Source organism: Pseudonocardia sp. TMWB2A (assembly GCF_017312135.1).
This window is the reverse complement of record NZ_QKQY01000002.1, coordinates 3,191,395-3,216,382: the sequence shown is the minus strand read 5'-3', so window position 1 is coordinate 3,216,382 and position 24,988 is coordinate 3,191,395. Positions and strand designations below refer to the sequence as shown.

Genomic DNA, 24,988 nt, shown 5'->3' with positions numbered 1-24,988 from the left:
GGTGCGGGCGGGACCATGGGCGCGATAATGGCCCGATGCCCCGTCCGGCCAGCCCTCTGATCAGGTACGACGTCGTGATCACGACGTCGCTGCGGCTCATCGACGCGGAGGGCCTGGACGCGTTCAGCCTGCCGCGACTCGCCCGAGAGCTGAACGTCCGCGCCCCCTCGCTCTACCACCACTTCGCCGACAAGGCGGAGATCCTGCGGGGCGTCGCGCGGGCGATCGTCGTGGAGACCCGGATGCCGGACTCACGGCAGACGCCGAACTGGATCGAGTGGTTCGTCGCGCTCAGCATGAACTTCCGCGACGCCGTGCTCCGGCACCGCAACGCCGCGCCGCTGCTGCTCAGCTTCATGCCCCGCGACGTGCTGATCCGCACCTACGAGCAGAGCGCACGGACGCTGGTGGAGCTCGGCGTGCCCGTCGACCGGTGTGTGCTCGTCCTCGACGGCCTGGACAAGCTGACCCTCGGCGCCGCCATCACCGAGGCCGCGAAGGAGCCCGGTGAGGCACGCGAGCTGTTCGGGACGGCCGACCCCGGGACCGAACCGACGCTCGCGGACGCGGTGGCGCACAACGGGCTCTCCGCCGAGGAGACCTTCGCCGAGACCATCCGCAGCTTCCTGCGCGGGGCGGTGCCCGAGCTGCCGGTCGACGCCCCCGCACCGGCGCGCGCCCCGGGAGGGAAGGTCTCCGACCTCCCGTCGACCGCGGCGTCGTGAGAGCCCCGCTCCCCGCCCGTGTGCGACGAGGAGCGGGGCTCCGCCCACTCAGAGGGTGGACTCGGACCCGAACACGGTCGCGCTGACCAACGGTGCCATGGGCCCACCGAGCAGGAGGGAGACCTCCGCTCCCGGGACCGGGTTCGGCGAGGTCCCCCGGATCTGGCGGACCGCCTCGACGATCAGGCCGAACCCGTGCACGAATCCCTCGGCGAGGTTGCCGCCTGCGGTGTTCACCGGCAGCCGGCCCGTCGGGGCGACCAGGTTCTCCACCTGCATCACCCGGCCCGCCTCCGCACCGGGAGGGACCAGACCGACGTCGATGAGGGAGGCGACGGCGGGCCCGGAGAAGTTCTCGTAGACCTGGGTCACGTCGACCTCGCCCGGCTTCAGGCCCGCTCCCTCCCAGAGCCTCGACACCAGTGCGGGATGGAACCCGGCGCTGGTGTAGGGGTTCTCGTTCTCGACCGACTCGGTCCAGGACGGTCCGGCGCCCTGCACACCGGACAGGACGAACGCCGGCTTCTGCCGCAGACCGCGGGCCCGGGCCGCGCTGGTCACGATCACCGCTCCGGCGGCGTCGTTCTCCCGGGAGCAGTCGTAGAGCCGCAAGGGCTCGGAGATCATGCGGGAGTCGTCGTACACCTCGGGGGTGAGCGGCTTGCCGTAGGCCACGGCGGCGGGGTTGTTCTGGGCGTGGTGGTACGACGCCGCGACGAGTGCCTTGAGCGCGTCACGCGGGACGCCGTCGACCTCGATCATCCGCTGGGTCCGCAGCGCACAGATCTGCGCGGGCGCGAACACCCCGTGCGCCCCGTAGAGCGGACCGATGTGCCCCTTGCTGTAGCTCTGCCGCCCGGCGTCGGCCTCCGAGATGCCCCGGTAGACGCAGACGGTCTCGGCCTGGCCGGACGCGACGGCGGCGGCCGCGGCGTTCACCGCTGCGGCGACCCCGCCGCCCCCGCCGCCCCAGACCATGCTCGACCAGCGGATCTCCTTGACACCCAGGGCCGCACCGACGGCGAGTCCCTCGTTGTCGTCGTTCGCGTAGGAGACGAAGCCGTCGATGTCGTGCGCGTCGATACCCGCGTCCGTCGCTGCGTCGATGATCGCCCGCAGTGTCAGCTCGAGTGAGGTCGACGTCGCCGTGCCCCGCTTGTGGAACGCCGTGTTCGCCGCTCCCACCACGGCGGTGGCGCCGCGGAACCGATCGGGTGTCGTCATGTTTCTCCGTTCCTAGGACAGGCGCCAGCGCAGCAACGGCGGTGTCGCCGGATCCGGGGCGCTGTCGAACTCGGCCTTCACGTGCAGGCCGACGTGCACGTCGGCGCCGTCACCGTCGAGCAGCACTCCGACGACCCGGCGGTTGCCCGCGGCGGGCAGCTCCACGGCCACGACCACATAGGGCAGGTGTCCGGTGACGGAGGGGTGGAACGCCTGCCACGTCCGGGTCCAGCCGTAGATCGTTCCCACGGGTTCGACCGACGGCCACTCCAGCTCGCCGTGGTGGCAGGCGGGGCAGATCGGGCGCGGGGACCAGATCCACTCGTCGCAGGCGGGGCAGTGCTGGATCCGGAGCTCGCCGGCGGCGAGCCCTTCCCAGTGCGGGGTGTCGAGGCCGTCCTCGGACGGCTCGGCGAAGGGCGTGACCGGCGGTGTGTCCGGCACGTTCCGCACCTGGGTGACCAGCCACGTGCCGTCGATCTCGATCCAGCGGGACCGGAAGACCGCCTGGTCACCGCCGGCGCCGGTGTAGCGGATGTGTGCGGTGTAGAGCTCGTCCGGGCCCGGCTCGATCGACAGCAGCTCGGATGCGTTCATGCGGTCCGGCGGTCGCGCCGAGGCGAGCAGCTGGCCGATCCGGTCACGCCGGAAGTCGGCCAGGACCACGTCGTTCTCGCCGGCGGCGACGGCCCGGCCGTGGCGTTCCACCACCTCGGCCAGGTCCGTGGGGACGTCGGGGAATCGTGTGTCGGTCATCGGTGTGCCGCCTCCGGCGGGTTCATCGGGCCGCCGGCCGGGGCTCGGCGGTCCGGTTCTCGACGGTGTACTGGACGTCGGTCTGGTCGTGCATGAACCCGAGGGTCCGTGCCTCGTGCACGAGCGAGCGGTCCTCCGAGTCGATCGTGGCGGCGCCGACCCGCAGACCGGCGTCGCGCAGGTGTTCCAGCCCGGCCACCAGCAGCGCACGCACCAACGGGTCCGACTCACGGTCCGCACGACCGTCCCGGGTCACCACGGCCACCAGGCGGCCCGCGGTGCCGTACTCGGTGGGCTCGGCGGAGTCCGGGTCGATCCAGACCGCGCCGTCGGGCCGCTCGTCCGGGCCGCCGACCAGCAGCACCCAGCGGTCCGGCGGGGCGTGCCTGCGCCCGGACGCCGTCCACAGCTCGGCGGCGGCCGCGCGCCCGGCGCCCGCGGTGACCTCGTGCACGTCCGGTCCGCGGGACTCGGCACCGGGATCGACCTCCCTGCCGATCCGCACCGGTGCGAGCATCTGCCACTCGCGCAGCGCGGTGCGGATCCCGTAGCGGCGGAACCGCAGCGCCATCCGCAGCGCGGCCGGGTGGTTGGCCCGGGCCCAGACCCGCAGGCGGGACACACCGGTGCCCTGCCAGCCGTCGGGGGTCCCGAGCTCCAGCCCGATCTTCTCGATCAGCAGGGTGGTGATGCCCCGCGAGCGGTACGCGGGCCGCACGACGTAGGAGACCTCGCCGGTCCCGGCGTCCTCGTCGCGCAGGGGCTCGACGCGCAGGAATCCCGCCAGGCTCGGCACCAGTGGCACGGTGCGCCCGGACCGCTCGTCGGGCAGCAGCCAGATCAGCAGGTACGACGTGCCCGGTTCCACCGGGTCGTCGACCGACAGGCGGGGGAAGCCCGCCTCCGCGTCGGCCTCCGCCGCCTCGACGAGCATCTCCCGCAGCTCCGCCTCGACGTCGGGGGCGAGGCCCGGGCCGTCGGGCCGGTACCACTCGACATCGATCACGAGACCAGCTTCCGCAGCTCACGGTGGAAGATCTGGTTGATGATCTCGTTGCGCCCCAGCAGCATCCCGCCGGCGTCGGCGCTGGTCATGCCCCGCTGGGAGCTGCGCAGCAGCGGGAAGTCCTCCTGGTGCAGCACGGCCAGCAGGATCTTCCAGTTCTTTTCCCAGATCTTGTGCCAGCGCTCCTCGGTCATGCCCGAGTCCTCGATCGTGGGCACGACGAGCCGCATCTCCATCCGGCACCGGCCCGGGTCGGTGGGGTGCGGCCGGAAGGTGAGCAGCTCGAAGTGGTCGGGCTGGCGCAGCAGGGTGCTGTTCGGCAGGAGGAAGTGGGTCTCGGTGATGTAGGGCGAGAGATCCTCGTCGGGCGCCGGGGGCTCCTCGAGGTACTTGTCGATCGTCTTGCGCGGCGCGATGAAGCGCGCGTGCCGACCGAAGTCCTCGGCCGCCATGACGTTGGTGTGGATGTGCTTGGCCGCGGTGTTCGGGTGTGCGTACTGGATGTGGTACCCGTCCAGGAACGCGTCCTGCATGATCTTCCAGTTGACCGGCTCGTCGAAGCCCTCGGCCTGTGCCGAGACCAGCTTGTCCATGCCGTAGCCGGCGAGGATGCCGTCCATCTCCGCACCCAGCCACGCGGCGACGTCGATCCGGGCGTCCGCGTCGTCGATCATCCAGACGAACCCGTGGCGCTCCTCGGTCGGCAGCTCGATCAGGCCGTACCGGGAACGGTCGATCGTGCCGAAGGTGTTGTCGCGGGTGATCGCGCGCAGCGAGCCGTCGGTGTCGTAGGACCACCGGTGGTAGCCGCAGGAGAACAGCCGGCAGCGGCCCTTCTCCTGCTCCTCCAGCAACGCTCCGCGGTGCCGGCAGAGGTTCACGAAGGCCTTCACCGAGCGGTCCTTCTGCCGCACCACGATCACGTTGTTGCGCGGCATCTGCAGGGTGATGAAGTCGTTCGGCTCGGGGATCTCGCTGCCGTGGCACACGATCGAGGGCACGGTGCCGAAGACCGCGTCGCGCTCCCGCCGGGCGATCTCCGGGTCGGTGAACTCCTCCGCCGTGAACGAGGAGACGCCGTCGAACTCGTCGGTGCTGTCGTTGCGGATGTGGTCGAGCGCCCGCCGGATCCGATCGTTGCGGGCGACGAGCTCATCCGCCTGCCGGGCACTGGCCCCGTTCTGGTCGGTCGCCACTGTCGCCTCCTGCTCCCGCGACAGCAGACGTCGCGGATCGAGAACTGGTCCGGTCATTATCCTACAGCCTTAAGGTTTTGGGCGGGAGTCCACGCTCCGGCCCGGCGTCGCCGCCGGGAGTCGCTCAGCGGTCGAGCACCAGACGCCCGGACAGGCACCGCGACACGCACGGGAACATCACGTCGTTGGCCGCCTGCTCGTCCGGGGTGAGTACCGAGTCCCGGTGGTCCGGGACCCCCTCCAGCACGGCGGACTCGCACGTGCCGCAGACCCCCTCGCGGCACGAGGTCTCGATCTCGACCCCGGCCTCCGCCGCGGCGTCGACGATGCTCACCCCCGGCGGCACCTCGACCGTCACGCCGGACCCGGCGAACTCGACCTCGAACGTCGTCGCCCCGGTGCCCGGCTCGGCGACCTCCTTCGGCGAGAACCGCTCCAGGTGCAGCGCACCCGGCGGCCAGGCGGAGCACCGCTGTTCCACGGCCGCCAGCAACGGCTCGGGCCCGCAGCAGTAGACCAGCACGCCGTCGCGCGGCACACCGAGCAGACCGTCCAGGTCGAGCAGGCCGCGTTCGTCCTGCGGGACCACGTCCACGCGGTCCCCGTAGCGGTCCACCAGTCCGTCGACGAACGCCATGGAGCCGCGGGCCCGGCCGCCGTACACCAGCCGCCACCGCGCGCCGGCGCGTTCCGCCGCGGCGACCATCGGCAGGATCGGGGTGATGCCGATCCCGCCGGCGACGAACAGGTACTCGTCCGACCCGGCCAGGGCGAAGTTGTTGCGCGGGCCCTGGACGGTCAGGACCGTCCCCTTCTCCAGCACGTCGTGCACGTGCGCGGAGCCACCGCGGCCGTCCTGCTCGCGCAGGACCGCGACCTGGAAGGCGGTGCGGTCGGCCGGGTCACCGCACAGCGAGTACTGCCGGACCAGGTCCGCACCGAGGTGCAGGTCCAGGTGCGCGCCCGGCTCCCACACCGGCAACGGCGCGGAGTCCGGGCGCCGCAGCGTGAGCCGTACGACGCCGTCGGCGACCGGCTCGCGCTCGGCGACCTCCATCTCCAGGGTCTCCGCGGATGCCGCGTCCGACCGTCCCACCTCGATGCCACCTTCCTCGTCACGGAGCCGCGGACGGCCCGCCGGTCACGCCGGCTGGGATACCGCCTGCAGCGCCAGTGCCCGCTCGGGGCACATGTCGATCACACGCCGCGCGTCGCGCAGCTGCTCCTCGGGCACCGGACCGGCCGGCACGACCGGGTCACCCTGGTCGTCGCAGTCGACGAGCGCGGGCGCCGTGCTGTAGCAGAGACCGTGTCCGGCGCACGCCGTGCGGTCCACCGTCAGATGCTGGTCCATCTCGTCCTCCTCCTCGTACACCGTGCGGCCGTCCGCCGCCGCGTCCCGGGCACCGGCGCCCCGGCCTCCCGCGACGGGAGGACCGGGCGCGCCGCCACGGTCGCGGGCGGGCGCGGCCCATACGGCCCGGTCCCGCCCGCGGCACCCGGCCGTGCGGGCGCTCAGCCCGTGGTGACCGGCGTGAACCGCAGTGACAACCGGGCGAATCCCCGGACCTGGCTCGGCAGGACCACCGGGGGGTCCTCCGGGTCGAGGCGGTAGTCCGGGATCCGCTGGTGGATCTCCTCGGCGGCGATCGTCAGCATCAGCCGGGCCAGGTGCGAGCCGATGCACCGGTGGGGGCCGGACCCGAACGTCAGGTGCCGGTTCGGCGTCCGCTCGACGTCCAGCGTCGCGGGCTCCTCGAACTCCTGCTCGTCCCGGTTCGCGGCACAGAGGAGCAGCAGCAGCTGGTCGCCCGCCCGGACGGTGACCCCACCGACGGTGGTGTCCTCCAGAGCCCTGCGGCCCATCGCGACCGCCGCCTCGAAACGCAGGATCTCCTCGACCGCGGCCGGCACGGCGGCCGGATCGTCGATGATCTTGTCGCGCTCCTCGGTGTTCTGCGACAGGTGCAGCATCATCCACGCCAACGACCCCTGCGTGGTGTGCAGACCCGCGATGAGCAGCAGGAAGAACATCCGGGCCAGCTCGTCGTCGGTGAGGGGGCGCTCGACGCCGTCGACGTCGGTGATGGAGGTGGCGATGATGGCGTTCGTGACGTCGTCGGCCGAGGCCTCACCGGCCTCCATCGCCGCCCGCCGGCCCGCGATGACCTTCATGAAGTAGCCGAACATCTCGTACGCCGCCGCGGTCCGCGACTCGTTGGCCTGCTCGGGGGTGTCGCCCGGGCGTCCGTTCAGGGCGATCTCGGTCGCCTCGGTGAACAGGCCCGCGTCCTCGAGCGGCCAGCCCATCAGGGCCAGGAACACCTGCGTCGGCAGCTCGTGGGCGAACTTCTCGACGAACTCGACCTTCCCGTCGGCCTGGAACGAGGCGAGGAGCTCGACGACGATCTCGCGGATGCGCGGCTCCAGCTGCCGCATCCGGTTCGGGCTGAACAGCGGCTGCAGCGCCTGCCGGTACGAGGTGTGCTCCGGCGGGTCCAGCTCGATCGGCAGGAACTTGCCCTGCCCGGCGTCGACGAGGTTGTTCGGGTGGCTGGAGAACGTCTGCGGGTCGCGCAGGATCGCGTGGACGTGCTCGTAGGAGGTGACGAGCCAGTGCCCGCCGTGGGTGGTGGACCAGACGATGGGTCCGATGGCGGCCAGCTCGGCCGCCTTCTCCTGCATCCGGTCGACGGGCATCGTGAGGGAGGGGTCGTAGATGTCGAAATCGACGACGAGGCTGGGCTCGAGCTCGGCCTTCGTGGTGGTCATGGGTCGCTCCTGTTCGGTCGACGGTGACACGCAACATGACAAACGACGGAAGTTGTCTCAAGGTAACGTAGAGACACGGGGAGATGTCGTCGACCCCCGAAGCGGGTGACCGGGCTCCTACCGGTCCGCCGGCGCCTCGACGGGCGCCTGGAGCACGCCCGCGGCGACCAGCCCGTCGATCTCGTCCGCACCCGATCCGAGCACCTCGGCACAGATCTCGCGGGTGTGCTCACCCGGCATCGGCGCGGGCCGCAGCTCCGGGTCGGGCACCGAGGAGAACCGCGCGATGCGTGCGCCCGTGGGCACCGGGGCGGACAGCTGCGCGTGCTCCAGGACCCCGAACGCCTCGCGGGCCACGAGCTGGGGATCGGTCAGCTCGTCGGGCAGGCGCAGCATCCCCGCGGCCGGGACACCCGCGTCCTGCAGGACGCGGGTGACCTCGTCCGGGCTGCGCTCGGCCGTCCAGCGGCCCAGCGCCTGTTCGATCTCGGACCGGCGCGCGAGCCGGCCCGCCGCCGTCCGCAGGTCCGGGTCGTCGGGCAGACCCGTGGCGGCGACCAGGCGCCGCCACCGGACGTCGTCGGCGACCGACACCACGCACCACTCGTCGTCGCCGGCGCAGGGGAAGACCCCGGCGGGCGCCCTGCCGCGACGCGCGTTGCCCTCGGCCGTCTCCGTGCCGGGACGCAACGAGGCCCGGGCCAGGGTCGGGCCGAGCGCCATGAGCGCGGCGTCGGCCTGGGCGGTGTCGACCGCGGCACCCCGGCCGGTGCGGGACCGCCCGATCACGGCGGCCAGCACCGCCACCGCGGTGACGTGGGCGGCGACGTGGTCGGGGTAGACCGTGGAGCCGTCGCAGAACGCCTCGGGCGCCGACGGGTCGGCAGCGGGGTCACGCCACAGCTCGGAGAGGCCGCAGGCCGCCCGCACGAGCGGGCCGTAGCCCATCCGTCCGCGCCACGGGCCGCGCGAGCCGAACGCACTGCTGTCGGACACGACGATGCGCGGGTTGACCGCGGCGAGCTCCGCGTGGGAGAAGCCCAGCGACTCCAGGGTGCCGGGCTTGAAGTTCGCCAGCACCACGTCGGCGCGGGCCACCAGGTCCCGGAACAGCCCGCTGCCCTCGGCGCTGCGCAGGTCGAGCCCGAGCCCGCGCTTGTTGCGCTGCGCCCAGGCGAACGACGGGTTCATCCCGCCCCCCTTGCGGGTCTGCCGCAGCCCGTCCGGGAAGGCGCTGTTCTCGATCTTGATCACGTCGGCGCCCTGGTCGGCGAACAGCCGTCCCAGCTCGGCGCCGAACACGATGATCCCCAGGTCCAGCACCCGCAGCCCGGCCAGCGGCCGCTCGCCCTCGGCCTGCCCGGGCAGGCCGAGATCACGCACGGGCGCCGGAGCGAAACCGAGGGTGTCGGTGCCGGGCGCGGGCACGGGGGCGCGCAGACCCGCACGCACGCCGTCGACGGTGACGTAGCCGGACGGCACCCGGGCCCGCAGCCCGTCGCCCAGCTCGGCGTCGACCAGGGAACCGCTCTCGCGGAAGTGATCGGCGGCGAGCACCTCGTCGGCGTCGAGCATCCCGGCGATCGGGATGCCGCGTGCGGTGCCCTCCGCGACCAGCTCGTCACGGCTGCGGCCGGCGAACAGGGCGGCGATCAGCGGGTGCAGCCGCCCGGCCGCGGCGAAGCGGGCCGGGATGGCGTCGAACCGGGGATCGGCGAACTCGGCGGGCTCGCCGAGCCAGCCGAACATCGCGCGCCACTGCCGGGTCGCGAGCAGGCAGATCCGGACGTGCCCGTCGGCGCAGGGGAAGACAGGGTAGAAGTCCGCGGCGTCCGGACGGTCACGCGGGAAGCTCTCGGCCCGGCCGGCCGCGGCGGTCCCCTGGGCACCGAACGCCGGGTCGACGCCGTGCACCACGGCCTCGTGCGCGGACACGTCGACGTGCTCGCCCCGGCCGGTACGGAGCCGCTTGACGTAGGCGACGAGCGCCGCCCACGCAGCGTGCACACCGACGACCTGGCCCACGACCCCCTCGGGCGGGAGCAGCGGAACGTGGCCGGGCCTGCCCGAGCGGCACAGCACGCCGCCCGCCGCGGCGAGGACGTCCTCGTCGGCGAGACGGTCACGGTAGGGCCCGGTCCGCCCGAAGTCGGTGATCGAGACGACGACGAGCTCCGGGTTGGCCTCGAGGAGCCGTTCCGGGGTCAGTCCGCGGGCCTGCGCCTCCGCCGTCCGGAACGACTCGATCAGCAGGTCGGCACCCGCCACCGCGGCGAGCAACCGCCCGGCCCCGTCGGCCCCGTCGAGGTCCAGCACCGCACTCCGCTTGTTGGCGTTGCCCAGACCGAAGCCGATGGGGTCGGCGCGGCCGGGCGACCCGCCCGGCCGCTCGATCCGCAGGACGTCGGCGCCCAGGTCGGCCAGGAACCGGCCGCAGCCCTCCCCCGCCCCCTCCGCCAGGTCGATGACGCGCATCCCGGCCAGCGGGAGGATGTCGTGCTGGGTGGTCGTACCGCTCACGCCCTGCATCCCTTCGGTCGTCGCCGCCTCGTCGCGGCCCGATCACTCCTTACCTACACATCGTAGGTTAGCTGTCGCGCGCTGTCGGTGGTCGCTGTCACTACGGGCGACAATTCCCGTTCTTCGTCTCGCGTGTCACGATCGATCCGGAGGACGGCGGACCCGGCACGGGACCGGACGGACCACCGGACGCCGCGCGCGGCCCGACGTTCCCCGGCCGGTCCCGGTCGCCGGTGTATCCTGACGACCGATCGCAGGAGAATGAGGTGACATGTCGAGAACCCCGAGCGGTGGCCGACGTCAGGCGCCCCGCAACCGGGTCTCCGACCCCGCGACGGCGATCCTGCTCGCGGCGGAGGCGTGCTACCTGCGGCTCGGCATCACCAAGGCGACGATGGACGACATCGCCCGGGAGGCAGGGGTCTCCCGTCCGACCGTCTACCGGCACTACGCCAATCGCGACGACCTCGTCCTCGGGGTGCTGCTGTCACGGGCGCGCGATCTGCTCGACCGGGCCCGGCGGTTCATCGACACCCGCGGCCGGATCGACGACAAGCTCGTCGACGGCATGCTCTTCCTGGTCGACGCGGGTAGCCGCGACCCCCTGGTGCAGCAGCTGGTGAGCCTGGAGTTCATGGACGGGATGCAGGACCACCCGGACGCCGCCCGGCTCCCGGTCACCCTCACCACCGAGCTGTGGGCCCCGATCCTGCGACAGGCGCAGGAGGACGGCGAGGTCCGCGCCGAGCTCGACGTCGCCGACTTCTGCACCTGGCTCACCTTCATCGAGCTCGTGCTGCTCAGCCGGCTGAGCCGGCCGTCGGTCACCGACGACGATCGGCGTGCGCTGCTGCGCACCTACGTCGCGCCCGCCCTCCACCGGGCCGGGATCCGCGCCGAGGTGCCCGTAGCCGGCTGACCGCGGGCGCCTCAGGCCACGAGGGAGGGCAGCAGGAAGTCGCCCACGAGCTCCCGTACCCCCGGCCCGCCCGGCGCGAAGAGGTCCTCGCGGCCGATCATCATGAACTCCAGGTCGGCCATGACCCCGCAGAGCTCGCGCGGGTCGATGTCCGCCCGCATCTCGCCCGCCTCCTGGGCGGCCACCAGGATGGGCTCCCAGACCTCGAGGGTCAGCTGCTCGGCGACCTTCCCCGCGGTCAGGATGCCGCTGGTCGCGCTGAGGTTGTCCGGCTGGAGCAGGGCGCGCAGGATCGGGTCCCGCCGGCCGCCGCGGACCAGGTAGCCCAGCCCGTCGACGATCTTCGCCGGGAAGTCGGGACGGCCGGAGATGTACTCGCGGGCGCGGACACCGAAGCTCCGGGCCCGGCGGGTGACCACCTCGACGATCAGCGCGTCCCGGTCGGAGAAGTAGCGGTAGACCGTCGGGCGCGACACCCCGGCCCGGCGGGCGACGTCGTCCATCGTGGTCCGGCGGACGCCGTAGTCGAGGAAGCACTCCTCGGCCGCGGCCACCAGGCGGGTCCTGGCCTGCTCCGGCCCACCCGCGAACGGACCTCGTCCCCGTGCCACCCGTGACCTCCCGGATCGTTCCACCTCGCGACGAGCCTAGCGGCCCGGACCGACCTTCTCGAACACCGGCAACGTCTCCCCCGGGTCGTCGGGTCCGCCCGACACCACGAAGCGTGCCCGCAGCGCGTCCCCGACCCGCAGCGCGCCGGTGTCCCCGACCAGCCGGACGACCAGCCACGGGCCCTCCGTGAGCTCGACGACCGCGCTCACGTACGGGACCGCTTCCGCGAGCACGGGGAGCGGGGCCCGGTGGACGACGGCCCAGCTCACCAGCGTGGCGTCCCCGGAGACCCCGGTCCCGGTGAGATCGGCCGAACCGTCCGAGGGGTCGGTGCGCGCCTCCGGGGGCAGGACGGTGCCGGACGGCCCCCGCTGCACGAGCAGCTCCCCCCGCGCGGCGGCGTCGTAGAAGGCTGCGGTCGCCGGGTCGCGCTCGACCTTCGGGAACCTCGTCATCGCGGGCTCCTCCCACCGTGGGTCCGTGCCGGACCGCTGTCCCGGCGGTGCGGGCTGAGCACCAGCGTGGAGTGGTGCTCGAGGATGCCGCCGTTCCCGCTGACGAGGACGACGTCGTTGCGTGGTGCCTGTCGCGCGCCGCCGGCTCCGCGGGCCTGGACGACCGCCTCCGACAACGGGGTGAAACCCCACATGTAGTACGACGACAGCTGGCCGCCTCCGGTGTTGCAGGCCAGCGACCCGCCCGGTGCCAGCCGGCCGCCCGAGACGAAACCGCCGCCCTCGCCCTTGGCGCAGAACCCGTAGTCCTCCAGGGTCACCAGCACGGTGAAGGTGTAGCAGTCGTAGATCTCGGCGACGTCGACGTCGTCGACGCCGATCCCCGCCATGGCCATCGCCTGCGGCCCCGACCGGGCGGCCGGGGTGACCAGGCCCCACTCCGATCCCGCCTGCATCCGGCGGGGTGCGTGCGCCTGGCCGTGACCCCACAGGTGCACCGGGGGCCGGGCCAGGTCGGCCGCACGGTCGGCCGAAGTGACCACGACCGCGACGGCGCCGTTGCTGACCAGGCAGCAGTCGAGCAGGTGCAGCGGCTCGGCGATCCACCGCGAGTCCCGGTGGTCGTCGAGAGTGATCGGGTCACGCATCTGCGCCAGCGGGTTGTGCCGTGCCCACGCCCGCTGCGCGACCGCGATCTCGCCGAGCTGCTCGGAGGTGGTGCCGTAGCGCGACATGTGCCGCTGGGCGCACAACGCGTAGAGGATGGTGGGGTTGGTCGCACCCGAGGCCACCGACCACCCCGCGAGTCCCCGCACGGCCGCGCCGCCGCCGGACCGCCGGCCCGGGTTGCCGTAGCTCGACCCGGCCGACTCCTTCGGCCGGAGCGGGCTGTCCGCGAACACGCACGCCACCGTCGTGGCCGCACCGGCCGCGATCGCCTGGGCCGCCTGCGCCACCATGACGCCCGCCGTGGCACCGAACGCGTTCACCTGGTTCAGCACCGACAGCTCGTGCAGGCCGAGCACGGCGGCGAGCCCCACACCCACGTCCTGCTTGATCCCGGAGCTGACCAGCAGTCCGTCGAGGTCGGCGAGTCCGAGGCCGGCGTCCGCGACCGCGGTGCGCACCGCCTCGGCGGCGAGCGAGGTGGAGGAGCGGCCGTAGACCCTGCCCATCTCGGTCAGACCGAGACCGGCGATCGCGGCGCCCGTCATCAGCGCCCCTCCCAGCGGGGGGCGCGCTTCTCGGCGAACGCGGTCGGCCCCTCACGGGCGTCCCGGCTGCCGAAGACCGTCGTCATCGCCTCGTCGCTGAGCGCCCAGGCCGCGTCGTCCCAGTCCGAGCCGGCGTCGCGCGACCGGTGCACGACGCGCTTGCTGTGCCGCACCGACAGCGGCGCGTTGCCGGCGACGACCCCGGCCGTCGCCAGCGCCACCTCCAGCGCGGTGCCCGCGGGCGCGACCCGGTTCACCAGACCGAGCTCGTGGGCGCGTGCGGCGCTGATCGGCTCCCCGGTGAGCACGGCCTCGAGCGCGACTTTCTGCGGGATCTGCCGGGCGAGCCGGATGACCCCGCCGGCGGCCGCGACGAGACCGCGGGTGACCTCCGGGAGCCCCAGCGACGCGGTCTCGTCGATGACCGCGAGGTCGCAGGCCAGGACGATCTCGGTGCCCCCGCCCAGCGCGAAGCCGTTCACCGCGGCGATGGTGGGCTTGTCGACCCACTGCCGGACGAGGCCGGCGAAACCGCGTTCCGGGTGGTCGCGGTCGTCGATCCTCCGTCCGCGCGCGACCTCCTTGAGGTCGGCACCGGCGCAGAAGCCGCGGCCGGCCCCGGTGATCACGATCGCCCGCACCTCGTCGTCGACGGCGGCGGCCGCGAGCGCGTCGCCCGCGGCGGCCGACAGGTCGGCGTTGACCGCGTTCATCGCACGCGGACGGTTGAGGGTGATCAGGCCGATGTGCCCGCGACGCTCGTAGAGTGCCGCGGCCTGCTCGACGTTCTCGGTGGCGGTCATCGGCTCTCCGGGGTGAGGTAGACGGACTTGAGGGCGACGTAGGGCGACAGTCCCTCGGGGCCCAGCTCCCGGCCGAGACCGCTCGCCTTGATCCCGCCGAAGGGCCCGAGCACGTCGAGCGCGTAGTGGTTGACGCCGACCGTGCCGGACCGGATCCGGTCCGCGAGCGCCTGTCCCCGTCCCGGGTCGGTGGTCCAGACGGTGCCGCCGAGGCCGTACTCGGAGTCGTTGGCGATCCGGACCGCGTCGTCCTCGCCGTCGTAGGGCAGGACGCACAGCACGGGGCCGAAGATCTCCTCCCGGGCGATCGCGGCGTCGTTGTCGAGGTCCGCGAACACCGTCGGCTCGACGAACCAGCCCCGCTCGCGGCCCTCCGGGACACCACCACCGGTGGTGGCGCGGGCACCGGCGGCGCGGCCGGCCGCCACGAGCCCGAGCACCCGGTCGCGCTGCGCGCCGCTGACCAGCGGCCCGATCCGGGTGTCGCGGTCCAGCGGGTCGCCCACCGGCAGGGAGCGCACGGTGTCGGTGATCGCGTCGACGATCTCCCGGTAGCGGTGGCGGGGGGCGAGGATGCGGGTGCACGCGTGACAGGTCTGGCCGTTGTTGGCCAGCGACACCTCGGGCAACGCGGCCAGGAACGCGTCCAGGTCGGCGTCCTCGGCCAGCAGCGCCGCGGACTTGCCGCCGAGCTCCAGCGTGACCGGCCGCAGTAGCCGTCCGCAGACCTCGCCGATCGCCCGGCCCGCGGCCGTGGACCCGGTGAAGGCGACCTTGTCGACGCCGGGGTGCGCGACCAGGTGCGCCCCCGCCTCGCGGCCACCCGGCACGATGTTCAGCACGCCGTCGGGCAGGCCGGCCTCGAGGGCCGCCTCGGCCCACACGTAGGCGTCGAGCGCGGTCTCGGGTGCCGGCTTGAGCACGACGGTGCAGCCCGCGGCCAGCGCCGGGGCGATCTTCATGGCCGCGAGCGCCTGCGGGTAGTTCCAGGGGGTGACCGCGGCGACGACACCGACCGGCCCGCGCCGCACACGGACCCGGGCCAGCGTCCCCGAGCGGAGGTCGTCGACGCCGAGCTGCTCGGCCAGGCCCGCGTAGTAGTCGAGCATCATCGGCGGGGCGAACCCGTTCGCGCCGATCGACAGCGACCGGGGCATCCCGTTCTCCCGGCTGACGAGCGCGGCGGTGTCCTTGGCGCGGGCCGTCAGCGCGACTCCGAGCCGACGCATCGTCGCGGCCCGCTCGGCGCCGGTCGCACGGCCCCAGGGGCCGTGCAGCGCGTCGGACGCGGCGGCCACGGCGGCGTCGACGTCGGCGGTGCCGGCCAGGGCGGCGACGCCGAACGGGGAGCCGGTGGCGGCCTCGAACACGTCCACGCGCTCGGTCCCCGCCGGCGGGCGCCACCGACCGCCGACGAAGAACGAGCTCCGCTCGACGGTCCCGGCGAGATCGTTCGTCACGAACCGCGTCTCCTTCCGCGCCCCGGGGGCGCCGCATCGCGTCCGGAGTGCCGGACGCTATCCGCCGGTCTCTGCGACACTCAACGTCATATGTCTCACCATGTTGAGCGGCACCGCCCCTACCGGACCGCCGTGCCGCGCGGTAGAAAACCTACAGCCTTATGGTTTGGCTCGGGCCACCGACACCGTCGTAACCGTTCGACTCGCCCGGCACGGGCCACGACAGCCGGAGGAAGGCCATGACGACGACCGACACCGCGCACACCACGCAGATCCGGTACGACCGGAGTGACGCCACGGCGGTGATCACGCTCGACCGGCCGGACCGGATGAACGCGTTCACCTCCACGATGGCCGCCGAGCTGGTCGGTGCCCTCGACCGGGCCGACGCCGACGACGCCGTCCGCGCCGTGGTGCTCACCGGGGCCGGGCGCGGGTTCTGCGCCGGGGCCGACCTGGGACGGGGCACCGACACCTTCGCCTTCGGCCCGCCGGACGCGGCCACCGGACACGGCACGATCGACGGTGTGGCCCGGGATCTGGGGGGCGTCGTCGCGCTGCGGATCGCCGCCTCGCGCAAACCGGTCATCAGCGCCGTCAACGGGGCCGCCGTCGGGGTCGGGGCCACCATGACCCTCCCGTCCGACGTGCGGATCGCGTCCGACAGCGCGCGCTTCGGCTTCGTGTTCGCCCGTCGCGGCCTCGTCCCGGAAGCCGCGTCGACCTGGTTCCTGCCGCGCATCGTCGGCATCTCCCGTGCGATGGAGTGGGTGAGCACCGGGCGTGTGTTCGGCGCCGACGAGGCACTCGCGGGTGGCCTGGTCTCCTGCGTCGTGCCCGGGGCGGAGCTCCTCGACGTGGCGCTCGCGCTGGCGGCCGAGATCGCCGACAACACCTCGGCCGCCTCGGTCGGGCTGTCCCGCAGGCTGCTCTGGGGCATGCTCGGGGCCGCGGACCCGTGGGAGGCCCACCGGCTGGAGACCCTGGTGATCGACGAGCTGGGCCGCGGTGGTGACGTCGCGGAGGGCGTCTCGTCGTTCCTCGAGAAGCGGCCCGCCCGCTTCCGCGACCGGGTCGACGACCGGATGCACCTGGTGCCCGAATGGCCCTCGGCGACCTCGGGAGGCGCCCGGTGAGCGCCTCGACCGACGTCCGCAACGAGCCGGACGACACCGTGGTCCGCATCGAGAGCGACGGCATCGTGCTGGTCGGCGACCTCCGGGCACCGAGCGGCCGGGACCGGCGCGGCGCCGCGGTGCTGCTGCACGGCGGTGGCCAGACCCGGCACTCCTGGCGGCGGACGGCGCGTCGGCTGGCCGGAGCGGGCTGGGCGGTGCTGTCGCTGGACCTGCGTGGACACGGCGAGAGCGGGTGGGCCCCGGACGGGGACTACCTGCTCGACGCCCACGTCCGCGACCTACGTGCCGCCGTCGAACGGCTCGGCGAGCCACCGGTCCTGGTCGGTGCCTCACTGGGCGGGATGACGTCCCTGCTCGCCCTCGGCGAGGACCCCGGCCTGGCGCGGGGGCTCGTCCTGGTGGACGTGACGCCGCGGACCGAGCGGACCGGCACCTCCGCGGTGACCCGGTTCATGCGGGCCGGACACGACGGGTTCGCCTCCCTCGATGCCGTGGCCGACGCCGTCGCCGCCTACAACCCACACCGTCCCCGGCCGCGCGACCCCGCCGGTCTGCGCAAGAACCTGCGCCACCGTGACGGCCGCTGGTACTGGCACTGGGATCCCCGGATGGTGGCCGAGCGGCAGACCGCCCCGGAGACCCTGGACCTGAACGAGCGCAGGGCCGTGGCCGCCGCACGCAGCCTGCGGGTGCCGACGATGCTGGTGCGCGGGACGGGGTCCGACGTGGTCAGCCGGGACGGCGCCCGCGAGTTCCTGGACCTGGTGCCGTCGGCCTGGTATCTCGAGGTCGAGGGCACCGGGCACATGGTCGCGGGCGACGACAACGACGTCTTCACCGGGAACCTGCTCGCGTTCCTGCGCCACGTCGCGGAGGACGCCGACGGCCGCGCGGCCGGGCCGGAGCGGCCCTAGCGACGGCCCCCGGCGCCACCCGCCGCGGGACCACCGGGGCACGACCCGGACCGTCCACACCGGACGGACCGGGTCACCGGTGACCGGGCTCCGCACGGGCCGCGGCGAGCAGGCCCTCCACCGTGACGATCCTGCGGCGCGGGGCGCCGGCCCCGCGCCCGCCGAGCCGCTCGGCGCGGTCGATCGCCCGCCACCCGGCGAGGCCGATCCGCTCCGGCCTGCGGGCCGCGAGCAGCCGGTCGAGGTCCTCGGCCGCGGTCGGCGCGGGATCGACGAGCCCGCCCGCCGCGTGGTCGGCGAGCAGCGAGCCGACGGTCTCGGCGGCGCACGTCCGGTTGGTGCCGATCACCCCGGACGGGCCGCGCTTGATCCAGCCCGTCACGTAGTGGCCCGCCACCACCGGGCCCACGGGGCCGGCCAGGACCCGGCCCGCCTCGTGGGGGACGGCGGACCGCTCGTCATCGAAGGGCAGACCCGCCACCGGGACGCCGCGGAACCCGGTGGCCCGCAGCACCAGGCCGCACTCCACGTCCTCCGTCCCGCCGTCCGCGGTGCCGAACCGGACCGCGCGCACCCCGTCCCCGCCCAGGATCTCGCGCGGGGTGCGCCCGAACCGCAGCACGATGCGGCGGCGTGCGGGGTCCGCGACCCGCCCGGCGAACCGGGCGACGACCTCGGCCTTCGTCCGTGCGGCGAACTCCGGCGCAGGCCCGGACACCGCCTCGGAGTCCGCGACGAGGACCTGCACACCACCGATGCGGTCCAGGCCCAGCAGCTCCGGGGTGCTGAACGCACCCCGCGCCGGGTCCCGTCGTCCCACCACCTGCACCTCCCGGATCCGGCTGCGGCGCAGGGCGTGCAGAGCGGGGGGCGCGATGTCGGTGGTCGCGAGCTCCTCGGGGTCGGTCACGAGCATGCGGGCGAGGTCGAGCGCGACGTTGCCGTTGCCGATCACGACCGCACGCGTCGTGTCCAGCGACGGGGCCCACCCGGCGTGATCGGGATGGCCGTTGTACCAGTGGACGAGGTCGCGGGCCGAGTGGCTCCCGGGCAGGTCCTCGCCGGGGATGCCGAGGCGCCGCTCCCCCGCCGCACCGACCGCGTGCACCACCGCGTGGTGCCGGTCGAGCAGCTCCGCCGCGGAGACGTGCGGCCCCACCTCGACGTTCAGGTGGAGCCGGACCTGTGGACGGCGCAGCAGGCGCTCCATCCCGTCGCCGAAGGTCCTGGTGGCGCCGTGGTCCGGCGCGACCCCGTAGCGGACGAGCCCGCCGGGGACCGGCAGCCGGTCGAACATCGACACCTGCACCTCGCCCGCCGTGCGCTCCAGCAGTTCCTGGGCCGCGTAGTAGCCGGACGGGCCGGTGCCGACGACGGCGACGCGCAGTCCGCCCGCCGGCCGGGGCGTCGTCCGGGCCGGCACACGACCGGGCAGGCGGGGCGGGTGCACCTGAGCGAACCACGACTCGGCCAGGGCCATGCCGGCCCGGCCCGCGTCGTCGAGCACCCGGTCGGTGACGATCGCGCCGACCGGGCAGACCTCCGCGCACGCGCCGCAGTCGATGCACGAGGACGGGTCGATGTAGAGGTTCTCGGCCGTGCTGAACCCCGGGTCGCCGGGACGGGGCCGGATGCAGTCGACCGGGCACACCTCCACGCACGCCGCGTCGTTGCAGCAGGTCCGGGTGATCACGTGGGTCATCGGTCGCCCTCCGGGGCGGCGATCCCGGCGGACCGCACGGTGACGGGCACGCCGTTGAAGACGGGCGTCCCGGTGAGCGGTTCGAGCTGCCGGTCGTCGACGAGCCGGTTGACGTTCGCGCCGGGGGCCGCGGCCGCCCGGGTCATCCGCAGCCCCTCGCCGGTGTGGCCCCACCCGTGCGGCAGGCTCACCACGCCCGGCCGGATGTCCCCGCTCACGCGCAGCTCGGCCACGACGGTGCCGGACCCGGTCCCGACCTGCACCGGTTCGCCGTGCACGAGGCCGAGGCGGGACGCGTCGGCCGGGTGCATCATCAGGCCACCGGGCCCGTCGTCGCGATGGGGCAGGGCGTTGTGCAGCCACGAGTTCATGCCGCGGTGCTGCCGTCGGTTGATCAGGCGGAGCTCGGTGGCGGGGACGGTGCGGAGGCTCTGCCACAGCCGGGGCACGTCGCCGGTGAGCACCGCGGGGGCGACGTCGACCCGCGAGCCCGGGGTCCGCAGCACGTCCGGCAACCGTGGCTCGAGCGGCCCGAGGTCGACGCCGTCCGGTGTGGTCTCCAGGCGCGCGAGGGTGAGCCCGTCGGCCTCGGCTCCGAACCGGTCCCCGAAGGGCCCGCTGCGCACCCGCATGTCGACCAGCCGCTCCGGTCCGCGGCGCGGGGCCACCGCCGCGAGCACGTCCTCGGCCCCGATGCCGCACAGCCGTCCGGCCCGCCGGGCGGCCTGGGCCGCGATCTCGTCGTCCATGGTCTCGATCGCGAGGTCCGGCGTGCCACGCACGATCGCGGCGATCCTCAGCACCTGGTGCCACTCGGGCATCTCCCCGGGGGCCGGGTCCAGCGCCGGCGGGCTGTAGCGCGCCACGGTGCGGATCTGGAAGTGGTTGAGGGTCAGGTCCATGTGACCGTGCGCGAACATGTGCGGCGCCGGCAGGACGACGTCGGCGTGCCGGGTCGTCTCGTTCAGGTAGGTGTCGAGGCAGAGCAGGAACCCGACCTCGCGCAGCGCCCGCTCCACCTCCGCACTCCGGGGGACGCTGCGTGCGGGGTTCCCGGCGATCGTGATGAGCGCCCGGACCTGCCCGGGGCCGGGAGTGAGGATCTCCTCGGCCAGGCAGGCGACGGACAGCTCGCCGAGCATCTCGGGGAGCCCGCGGACCCGTGACCGCCAGCGGCCGGACTGCGGCCGGGCGGGACCACCCGGCCAGGTCGTCGGGCCACCGGCCGGCGGTGTCGCGAACATGGCCCCGCCGGGCACGTCGAGCCGGCCGGTGGCGATGTTCAGGACCTCCACCAGCCAGTTGGCCAGGGACCCGTACTCCTGTGTGCAGGTGCCGATCCGGGAGTGCGCCACCGCCGCGGGTGCCGTCGCGAACCCGATCGCGAGGTCCTCGATCTCCCGCGCCCCGACGCCGCACACCGGCGCCACCCGCTCGGGGGTGAACGGGCGGGCGAGGGCCAGGACCTCGTCGAGGCCGTCGACGTGGGCCCCGGCCGGGCCGGGGTCGGCCAGTCCCCGCGCGTCGATGACCGACAGCAACGCCATGAGCAGGTGCGCATCGGTGCCCGGCCGGATCGCCAGGTGCCGGTCGGCCATCTCGGCGGTACGGGTCCGTGCGGGGTCGACCACGGTCAGGGTGCCGCCGCGCCCGCGCAGGTCGTCCAGCCGCCGGGCGAACCCGGGGGCGCAGACGGTGCTGCCGTTGGAGACGACCGGGTTGCTGCCCAGCAGCAGCAGATGGTCGGTGCGGTCGATGTCGGGGAGCGACATCCCGATCCCGGTGCCGTACAGCAGCGCCGTCACCAGGTTCTTCGGCCACGTGTCCATGCTGGCCGGCGAGAACAGGTTGCGGGAGCCGATGGCGCCGAGCAACGCGGGCAGGTACAGGGTGTGGTCCAGGTGGTGGGCCGCGGGGTTGCCGGTGTAGACGGCCACCGACTGCGGGTCCTCCGCGACCAGTGGCGGCAGCCGCCGCCCGATCTCGGCGAAGGCCTCCTCCCAGCTCGTCTCCCGCAGCCGGCCGTCGCGCCGGACCAGGGGGACGGTCAGCCGGTCCGGATCACCGTCGAGGCGGGCGAGCCCCAGCCCCTTCGCACAGGCGTACCCGTGGCTGAACCGGTCGTGCGGGTTCGGCCGGACCGAGCGCGCGAGCCGGCCGTCGAACTCGACGAGCAGGCCACAGGTCGCCTCGCAGAGCGGACAGATCCGAGGACGGTGGCCGGTCGGGTCGACCGGCGTCGCCGCCGTTCCAGCATGAGACATGAAGGGTCCCCCCTGTCGTCGGGCCGGTCCCGTGCACGGTCCGCGGCCTCCGTGCTGCCGGGTGGTCGCCGCGCGACCACCCGGCAGCACGGGTTCACCGCCCCAGGCGGCGCTTCCAGTCGTGGGCCCCGAGGAACCGCACGATCCTGCCCATCAGCTCCGAACGGGCCGGCACGACCGGGAACCAGTTGAGCTCGGCCGTGAGCTCGATGCGTTCCGAGACGACCGACTGGCGCCGGCAGTACTTCAGGACGCCCTCGGCGCCGCCGAAGCGGGTGCCGAGCCCGGACTGCTTCCAGCCGCCCATCGGGACCGGCATCTGGAACACGGCGACGAGTGCGTTGTTGATCGAGACCGACCCGGCCTCGATGAGCCGGGAGAGCCGGTCCGCCCGGCGCCGGTCCCGGGTCCACAGGCTGGACGACAGCCCGAAGTCGGAGTCGTTGGCCATCCGCAGCGCCTCGTGCTCGTCGGCGACCTTCATGATCGGCAGGGTCGGGCCGAAGGTCTCCTCGCGCATGCAGTCCATCGAGTGGTCCACGTCGACCAGCACGGTCGGTTCGAAGTAGCTGCCCTCCCCCGCTCCGCGCCGCCCACCGACGAGCACCCGCGCGCCCTTGGCGACGGCGTCGGCGACGTGCCGCTCGACGACCTCCAGCTGGGCGGGGGTCACCATCGAGCCGATCTCGGTGGCGAAGGCCCCGGGGGCGTCCATGCCCTGGCGGATCGCGCGGACCTTCTCGACGACCTTCGCGACGAACTCGTCGTGGACAGGAGCCTCGACGTAGACCCGCTCGACCGAGATGCAGGCCTGGCCACCGTTCATCATCGCGCCCCACACCGCACCGCCCGCGGCACGTTCGAGGTCGGCGTCGGCGAGCACGATCATCGGGTCCTTCCCGCCCAGCTCCAGGCTGCACGGGATGAGCCGCTCGCCCGCCCGGGCCGCGATCCGCCGCCCGGTGGCCACGGACCCGGTGAACATGACCATGTCCACCTGCTCGACGACCGCGGCTCCCACGGTGCCGTCGCCGATGACGCCCGCCAGGACCGGGGGCCCGCCGATCTCGTTCCACCCCTCGACCGCGGCGGCCCAGGTGAGCGGGGTGACCTCGGAGGGCTTGCTCAGCACCGCGGCGCCGGCGACCAGGGCGCCCACCACGTCCATCATGGGCCCGGCGAGCGGGCCGTTCCACGGCGTGATGAGCCCGACGAGCTGGTAGGGGCGGTGGCGGACCCGCAGCCGGCGGACCTTGTTGGGGAGACCCGCCGGGGCGACCCTGCGGTCGGCCAGGAACCTCTCCGCGTTGCCGGTGAAGTAGTTGATGACGTCGACGGCCACCTGCATCTCGACCGCGCTGTCGGACCACGACTTGCCGGTCTCGGCCTGGACGAGGCCGATCACCCGCCGCTCGTTGTCGAGCAGCCAGTCCAGCCAGCGCCGCAGGTGCCGGCTGCGCTCCCGCGGCCCGAGTGCCTCCCACGCGGGCTGCGCCGCACGCAGGTCCCGGGCCACGGCGACGACGTCGTCGGCGCCCTGCCACGAGACGGTGCCGACGACCCGGCCGTCGGCCGGGCACCGCACCTCGCGCTCGGCACCCGCGTGGGCGGTGGACCGGGGGTCCCGCTCGGTCGTCGCGCTCATGGCTCTCCTTCGAGTCCGTGTCCTCGGCCGGCTGCCCGCGGCACCCAGCTCGGTATCGATGAGACAGATTAAGTCATCTGTAACGACTCGACACCTGTCGCGACACGGGTCGTTCAGCGCACCCGGGGAAACCGCGCGGGCGCGTCGGCGTAGGCCGCCCGCAGGTCCCGCTTGGCGATCTTGCCGCTGGCCATGCGCGGCAACGGGCCGTCGTGCGCGATCACGTACCGGGGCACCTTGTAGTCGGCCAGCCGCTCGTTGCAGAACGCCACCAGACCGGCCGGGTCGAGCTCGCCGTCGGCGCACACGACCGCCGCCGGCGTCTCGCCGAACTTCGCGTCGGGCACGGGCACGACCGCGACCTCCCCGACCCCCGACACCTGGGCGATGACCGTCTCGAGCTCCGCCGGGGAGATCTTCAGGCCGCCGGAGTTGATCATCTCGCCGATCCGGTCCACGTAGGCGAGCAGCCCCTGCTCGTCGAGCGTGCCGAGGTCTCCGGTGTGCAGCCAGCCGCCCCGCAGGGCCTGCTCGGTCGCCTCCTCGTTGCGCCAGTAGCCGGGGAACATCCCGGGACCGCGCAGGAGGATCTCGCCGACCTCACCGGGTGCGCAGTCCCGCCCCTCCAGGTCCACGACCCGTACCCGGGTGAGGGGGCCGCCCCAGCCGCACCGGTCCGGGTGCCGTGCGGCCCCCTCGGCGGACATGGCCGTGGCCGTTCCGCCGATCTCGGTCTGACCGTAGATCTGGCGCAGCGCCACACCCCGGGGACGCCACCGCTCCAGCAGCGGGACCGGGACCCGCGCACCACCGACCCAGGCCGTCGTGAGGTGGTCCAGGCGGGTGTCGGCGAAACCGGCGACCCCGGCCACCTGTTCGAACAGGATCGGCGGGCCGGTGAAGGTGGTGATCCGGGCGTCGCGCAGGACCTCCAGCGCCCGGGGCGGGTCGAACCGCGGCTGCAGGTGCATCGTGCCGCCCTGCACGACGCTGCGCGCGAGCCCCCAGATCACCCCCGCCGCGGTGAACATCGGCAGGACGAGCAGCACGCGCAGGTCGTTCGGTGCCACCGGCTCGCCGAGCGACCACTCGTGCACGACCCCGGCGATCGTGCGGTGGGTGAACACCACCCCCTTGGGGGTGCCGGTCGTCCCGCTGGTGAACACGATGGCCGTGGGGTCGTCCGGGTCGGCGTCGAAGGCCCCCACCGGCGGATGGGCGACGCCACGCGCCGCACCGACGACCTCCCCGAGGTCGAGCACGGTGAACTCCGCGCCCGAGTCGCGCACCTCGTGCAGCACGTCGAGCTGCTCGGTGGCACCGAACACCGCGGCCGGCTCGCACAGGGAGACGAGTGCAGCCAGCTCACCGGCCCGGAACCGCTGGTTGAAGCCGCAGGCCACCGCACCGGTCTTCCAGGCGGCGACGGCGGCCACGCACCACTCGAGGCTGTTCGCCCCCACGATCCCGACGCGGTCACCGCGCCCGATCCCGCGCTCGCGCAGCCCGGTCGCGACCCCGTCCGACCACGAGTCCAGCTCGGCGTAGGTGACGACGTCGCCGTCGAAGTCGATGACGGGATGGTGCGGGACGGTGCGGGCCCACCAGGTCAGGGCATCGACGACGGTACCGCTCACGATCGTTCTCCAGGAGTCGTGGTGG

General features: G+C 73.8%; 21 protein-coding genes. 4 read left to right on the top strand and 17 right to left on the bottom strand.

Annotated elements, in window-relative coordinates:
* The first annotated feature begins 35 nt into the window (after positions 1–35).
* Positions 36–725, top strand: coding sequence for a TetR family transcriptional regulator (locus DMP17_RS30060; RefSeq protein WP_226356755.1), 690 nt, complete (start codon positions 36–38; stop codon positions 723–725).
* A 48-nt stretch (positions 726–773) separates the two neighbouring features.
* Here the strand turns inward: DMP17_RS30060 and DMP17_RS30055 are convergent, their stop codons facing one another.
* The 8 genes from DMP17_RS30055 to DMP17_RS30020 form a co-directional block, all read right to left on the bottom strand.
* A complete protein-coding gene (locus DMP17_RS30055) occupies positions 774–1,949 on the bottom strand; it encodes a thiolase C-terminal domain-containing protein (protein WP_226356754.1) in 1,176 nt (391 codons plus the stop codon).
* Positions 1,950–1,961: 12 nt separating this feature from the next.
* Positions 1,962–2,705: a Zn-ribbon domain-containing OB-fold protein gene (locus tag DMP17_RS30050; RefSeq protein WP_226356753.1), complete on the bottom strand. Its 744-nt coding sequence runs from the start codon at positions 2,703–2,705 to the stop codon at positions 1,962–1,964.
* A gap of 22 nt (positions 2,706–2,727) precedes the next feature.
* The gene (locus tag DMP17_RS30045) at positions 2,728–3,711 is read right to left on the bottom strand and encodes a GNAT family N-acetyltransferase (protein WP_226356752.1); all 984 of its coding nucleotides are present in this window, start codon (positions 3,709–3,711) and stop codon (positions 2,728–2,730) included.
* Positions 3,708–4,964: an aromatic ring-hydroxylating oxygenase subunit alpha gene (locus tag DMP17_RS30040; protein ID WP_337831276.1), complete on the bottom strand. Its 1,257-nt coding sequence runs from the start codon at positions 4,962–4,964 to the stop codon at positions 3,708–3,710. The genes DMP17_RS30045 and DMP17_RS30040 overlap by 4 nt, the downstream gene beginning before the upstream one ends.
* 67 nt (positions 4,965–5,031) lie before the next feature.
* Positions 5,032–6,003 carry a PDR/VanB family oxidoreductase gene (locus DMP17_RS30035; RefSeq protein WP_443217922.1) on the bottom strand — a complete coding sequence of 324 codons (972 nt, stop codon included), beginning with the start codon at positions 6,001–6,003 and terminating at the stop codon, positions 5,032–5,034.
* Between the two features lie 45 nt (positions 6,004–6,048).
* The gene (locus tag DMP17_RS30030; RefSeq protein ID WP_226356750.1) at positions 6,049–6,261 is read right to left on the bottom strand and encodes a ferredoxin; all 213 of its coding nucleotides are present in this window, start codon (positions 6,259–6,261) and stop codon (positions 6,049–6,051) included.
* Between the two features lie 161 nt (positions 6,262–6,422).
* Positions 6,423–7,679, bottom strand: coding sequence for a cytochrome P450 (locus DMP17_RS30025; RefSeq protein ID WP_226356749.1), 1,257 nt, complete (start codon positions 7,677–7,679; stop codon positions 6,423–6,425).
* Positions 7,680–7,796: 117 nt separating this feature from the next.
* Positions 7,797–10,199 carry a CaiB/BaiF CoA transferase family protein gene (locus DMP17_RS30020; RefSeq protein WP_337831275.1) on the bottom strand — a complete coding sequence of 801 codons (2,403 nt, stop codon included), beginning with the start codon at positions 10,197–10,199 and terminating at the stop codon, positions 7,797–7,799.
* Between the two features lie 271 nt (positions 10,200–10,470).
* Here DMP17_RS30020 and DMP17_RS30015 point away from each other — a divergent pair, with 271 nt between their 5' ends.
* Positions 10,471–11,118: a TetR/AcrR family transcriptional regulator gene (locus DMP17_RS30015; RefSeq protein ID WP_226356744.1), complete on the top strand. Its 648-nt coding sequence runs from the start codon at positions 10,471–10,473 to the stop codon at positions 11,116–11,118.
* An 11-nt stretch (positions 11,119–11,129) separates the two neighbouring features.
* Here the strand turns inward: DMP17_RS30015 and DMP17_RS30010 are convergent, their stop codons facing one another.
* From DMP17_RS30010 to DMP17_RS29990, 5 genes are read right to left on the bottom strand one after another with little or no spacing between them, the layout of a single operon-like run.
* The gene (locus DMP17_RS30010) at positions 11,130–11,729 is read right to left on the bottom strand and encodes a TetR/AcrR family transcriptional regulator (protein WP_226356743.1); all 600 of its coding nucleotides are present in this window, start codon (positions 11,727–11,729) and stop codon (positions 11,130–11,132) included.
* 36 nt (positions 11,730–11,765) lie between these two features.
* On the bottom strand, positions 11,766–12,185 hold the full coding sequence (locus DMP17_RS30005) for a Zn-ribbon domain-containing OB-fold protein (RefSeq protein ID WP_226356742.1): 420 nt from the start codon (positions 12,183–12,185) through the stop codon (positions 11,766–11,768).
* Positions 12,182–13,399 (bottom strand): thiolase family protein, encoded by a 1,218-nt coding sequence (locus DMP17_RS30000; RefSeq protein ID WP_337831274.1) that lies wholly within the window; start codon positions 13,397–13,399, stop codon positions 12,182–12,184. The genes DMP17_RS30005 and DMP17_RS30000 overlap by 4 nt, the downstream gene beginning before the upstream one ends.
* Entirely contained in the window at positions 13,399–14,202 is an 804-nt protein-coding gene (locus DMP17_RS29995) for a crotonase/enoyl-CoA hydratase family protein (protein WP_226356740.1), read from the bottom strand. The genes DMP17_RS30000 and DMP17_RS29995 overlap by 1 nt, the downstream gene beginning before the upstream one ends.
* Positions 14,199–15,662: an aldehyde dehydrogenase gene (locus DMP17_RS29990; protein ID WP_337831273.1), complete on the bottom strand. Its 1,464-nt coding sequence runs from the start codon at positions 15,660–15,662 to the stop codon at positions 14,199–14,201. The genes DMP17_RS29995 and DMP17_RS29990 overlap by 4 nt, the downstream gene beginning before the upstream one ends.
* 239 nt (positions 15,663–15,901) lie before the next feature.
* Between DMP17_RS29990 and DMP17_RS29985 the strand changes: the two genes are divergently transcribed.
* A complete protein-coding gene (locus DMP17_RS29985; RefSeq protein WP_337831272.1) occupies positions 15,902–16,798 on the top strand; it encodes an enoyl-CoA hydratase-related protein in 897 nt (298 codons plus the stop codon).
* Positions 16,795–17,715, top strand: coding sequence for an alpha/beta fold hydrolase (locus DMP17_RS29980; RefSeq protein WP_337831271.1), 921 nt, complete (start codon positions 16,795–16,797; stop codon positions 17,713–17,715). The genes DMP17_RS29985 and DMP17_RS29980 overlap by 4 nt, the downstream gene beginning before the upstream one ends.
* 73 nt (positions 17,716–17,788) lie before the next feature.
* On the opposite strand, the gene DMP17_RS29975 is transcribed toward DMP17_RS29980, so the two are convergent.
* From DMP17_RS29975 to DMP17_RS29960, 4 genes are all read right to left on the bottom strand, one after another.
* Complete coding sequence (locus DMP17_RS29975; RefSeq protein WP_226365410.1) at positions 17,789–19,417, bottom strand: 4Fe-4S binding protein; 1,629 nt, start codon at positions 19,415–19,417, stop codon at positions 17,789–17,791.
* Positions 19,414–21,681 carry a molybdopterin dinucleotide binding domain-containing protein gene (locus DMP17_RS29970; RefSeq protein ID WP_226356735.1) on the bottom strand — a complete coding sequence of 756 codons (2,268 nt, stop codon included), beginning with the start codon at positions 21,679–21,681 and terminating at the stop codon, positions 19,414–19,416. Before DMP17_RS29970 ends, DMP17_RS29975 begins: the two co-directional genes overlap by 4 nt.
* 94 nt (positions 21,682–21,775) lie before the next feature.
* Complete coding sequence (locus DMP17_RS29965) at positions 21,776–23,326, bottom strand: aldehyde dehydrogenase family protein (RefSeq protein WP_337831270.1); 1,551 nt, start codon at positions 23,324–23,326, stop codon at positions 21,776–21,778.
* Positions 23,327–23,439: 113 nt separating this feature from the next.
* The gene (locus tag DMP17_RS29960; protein ID WP_337831269.1) at positions 23,440–24,963 is read right to left on the bottom strand and encodes a class I adenylate-forming enzyme family protein; all 1,524 of its coding nucleotides are present in this window, start codon (positions 24,961–24,963) and stop codon (positions 23,440–23,442) included.
* Positions 24,964–24,988: the final 25 nt, after the last annotated feature.

Excerpts from the sequence above, each read along its gene's own strand:
- DMP17_RS30060 (WP_226356755.1), top strand. The coding sequence starts at position 36 with ATGCCCCGTCCGGCCAGCCCTCTGATCAGGTACGACGTCGTGATCACG.
- DMP17_RS30055 (WP_226356754.1), bottom strand. The coding sequence starts at position 1,949 with ATGACGACACCCGATCGGTTCCGCGGCGCCACCGCCGTGGTGGGAGCG.
- DMP17_RS30050 (WP_226356753.1), bottom strand. The coding sequence starts at position 2,705 with ATGACCGACACACGATTCCCCGACGTCCCCACGGACCTGGCCGAGGTG.
- DMP17_RS30040 (WP_337831276.1), bottom strand. The coding sequence starts at position 4,964 with ATGACCGGACCAGTTCTCGATCCGCGACGTCTGCTGTCGCGGGAGCAG.
- DMP17_RS30030 (WP_226356750.1), bottom strand. The coding sequence starts at position 6,261 with ATGGACCAGCATCTGACGGTGGACCGCACGGCGTGCGCCGGACACGGT.
- DMP17_RS30025 (WP_226356749.1), bottom strand. The coding sequence starts at position 7,679 with ATGACCACCACGAAGGCCGAGCTCGAGCCCAGCCTCGTCGTCGATTTC.
- DMP17_RS30015 (WP_226356744.1), top strand. The coding sequence starts at position 10,471 with ATGTCGAGAACCCCGAGCGGTGGCCGACGTCAGGCGCCCCGCAACCGG.
- DMP17_RS30005 (WP_226356742.1), bottom strand. The coding sequence starts at position 12,185 with ATGACGAGGTTCCCGAAGGTCGAGCGCGACCCGGCGACCGCAGCCTTC.
- DMP17_RS30000 (WP_337831274.1), bottom strand. The coding sequence starts at position 13,399 with ATGACGGGCGCCGCGATCGCCGGTCTCGGTCTGACCGAGATGGGCAGG.
- DMP17_RS29995 (WP_226356740.1), bottom strand. The coding sequence starts at position 14,202 with ATGACCGCCACCGAGAACGTCGAGCAGGCCGCGGCACTCTACGAGCGT.
- DMP17_RS29985 (WP_337831272.1), top strand. The coding sequence starts at position 15,902 with ATGACGACGACCGACACCGCGCACACCACGCAGATCCGGTACGACCGG.
- DMP17_RS29975 (WP_226365410.1), bottom strand. The coding sequence starts at position 19,417 with ATGACCCACGTGATCACCCGGACCTGCTGCAACGACGCGGCGTGCGTG.
- DMP17_RS29970 (WP_226356735.1), bottom strand. The coding sequence starts at position 21,681 with ATGTCTCATGCTGGAACGGCGGCGACGCCGGTCGACCCGACCGGCCAC.
- DMP17_RS29965 (WP_337831270.1), bottom strand. The coding sequence starts at position 23,326 with ATGAGCGCGACGACCGAGCGGGACCCCCGGTCCACCGCCCACGCGGGT.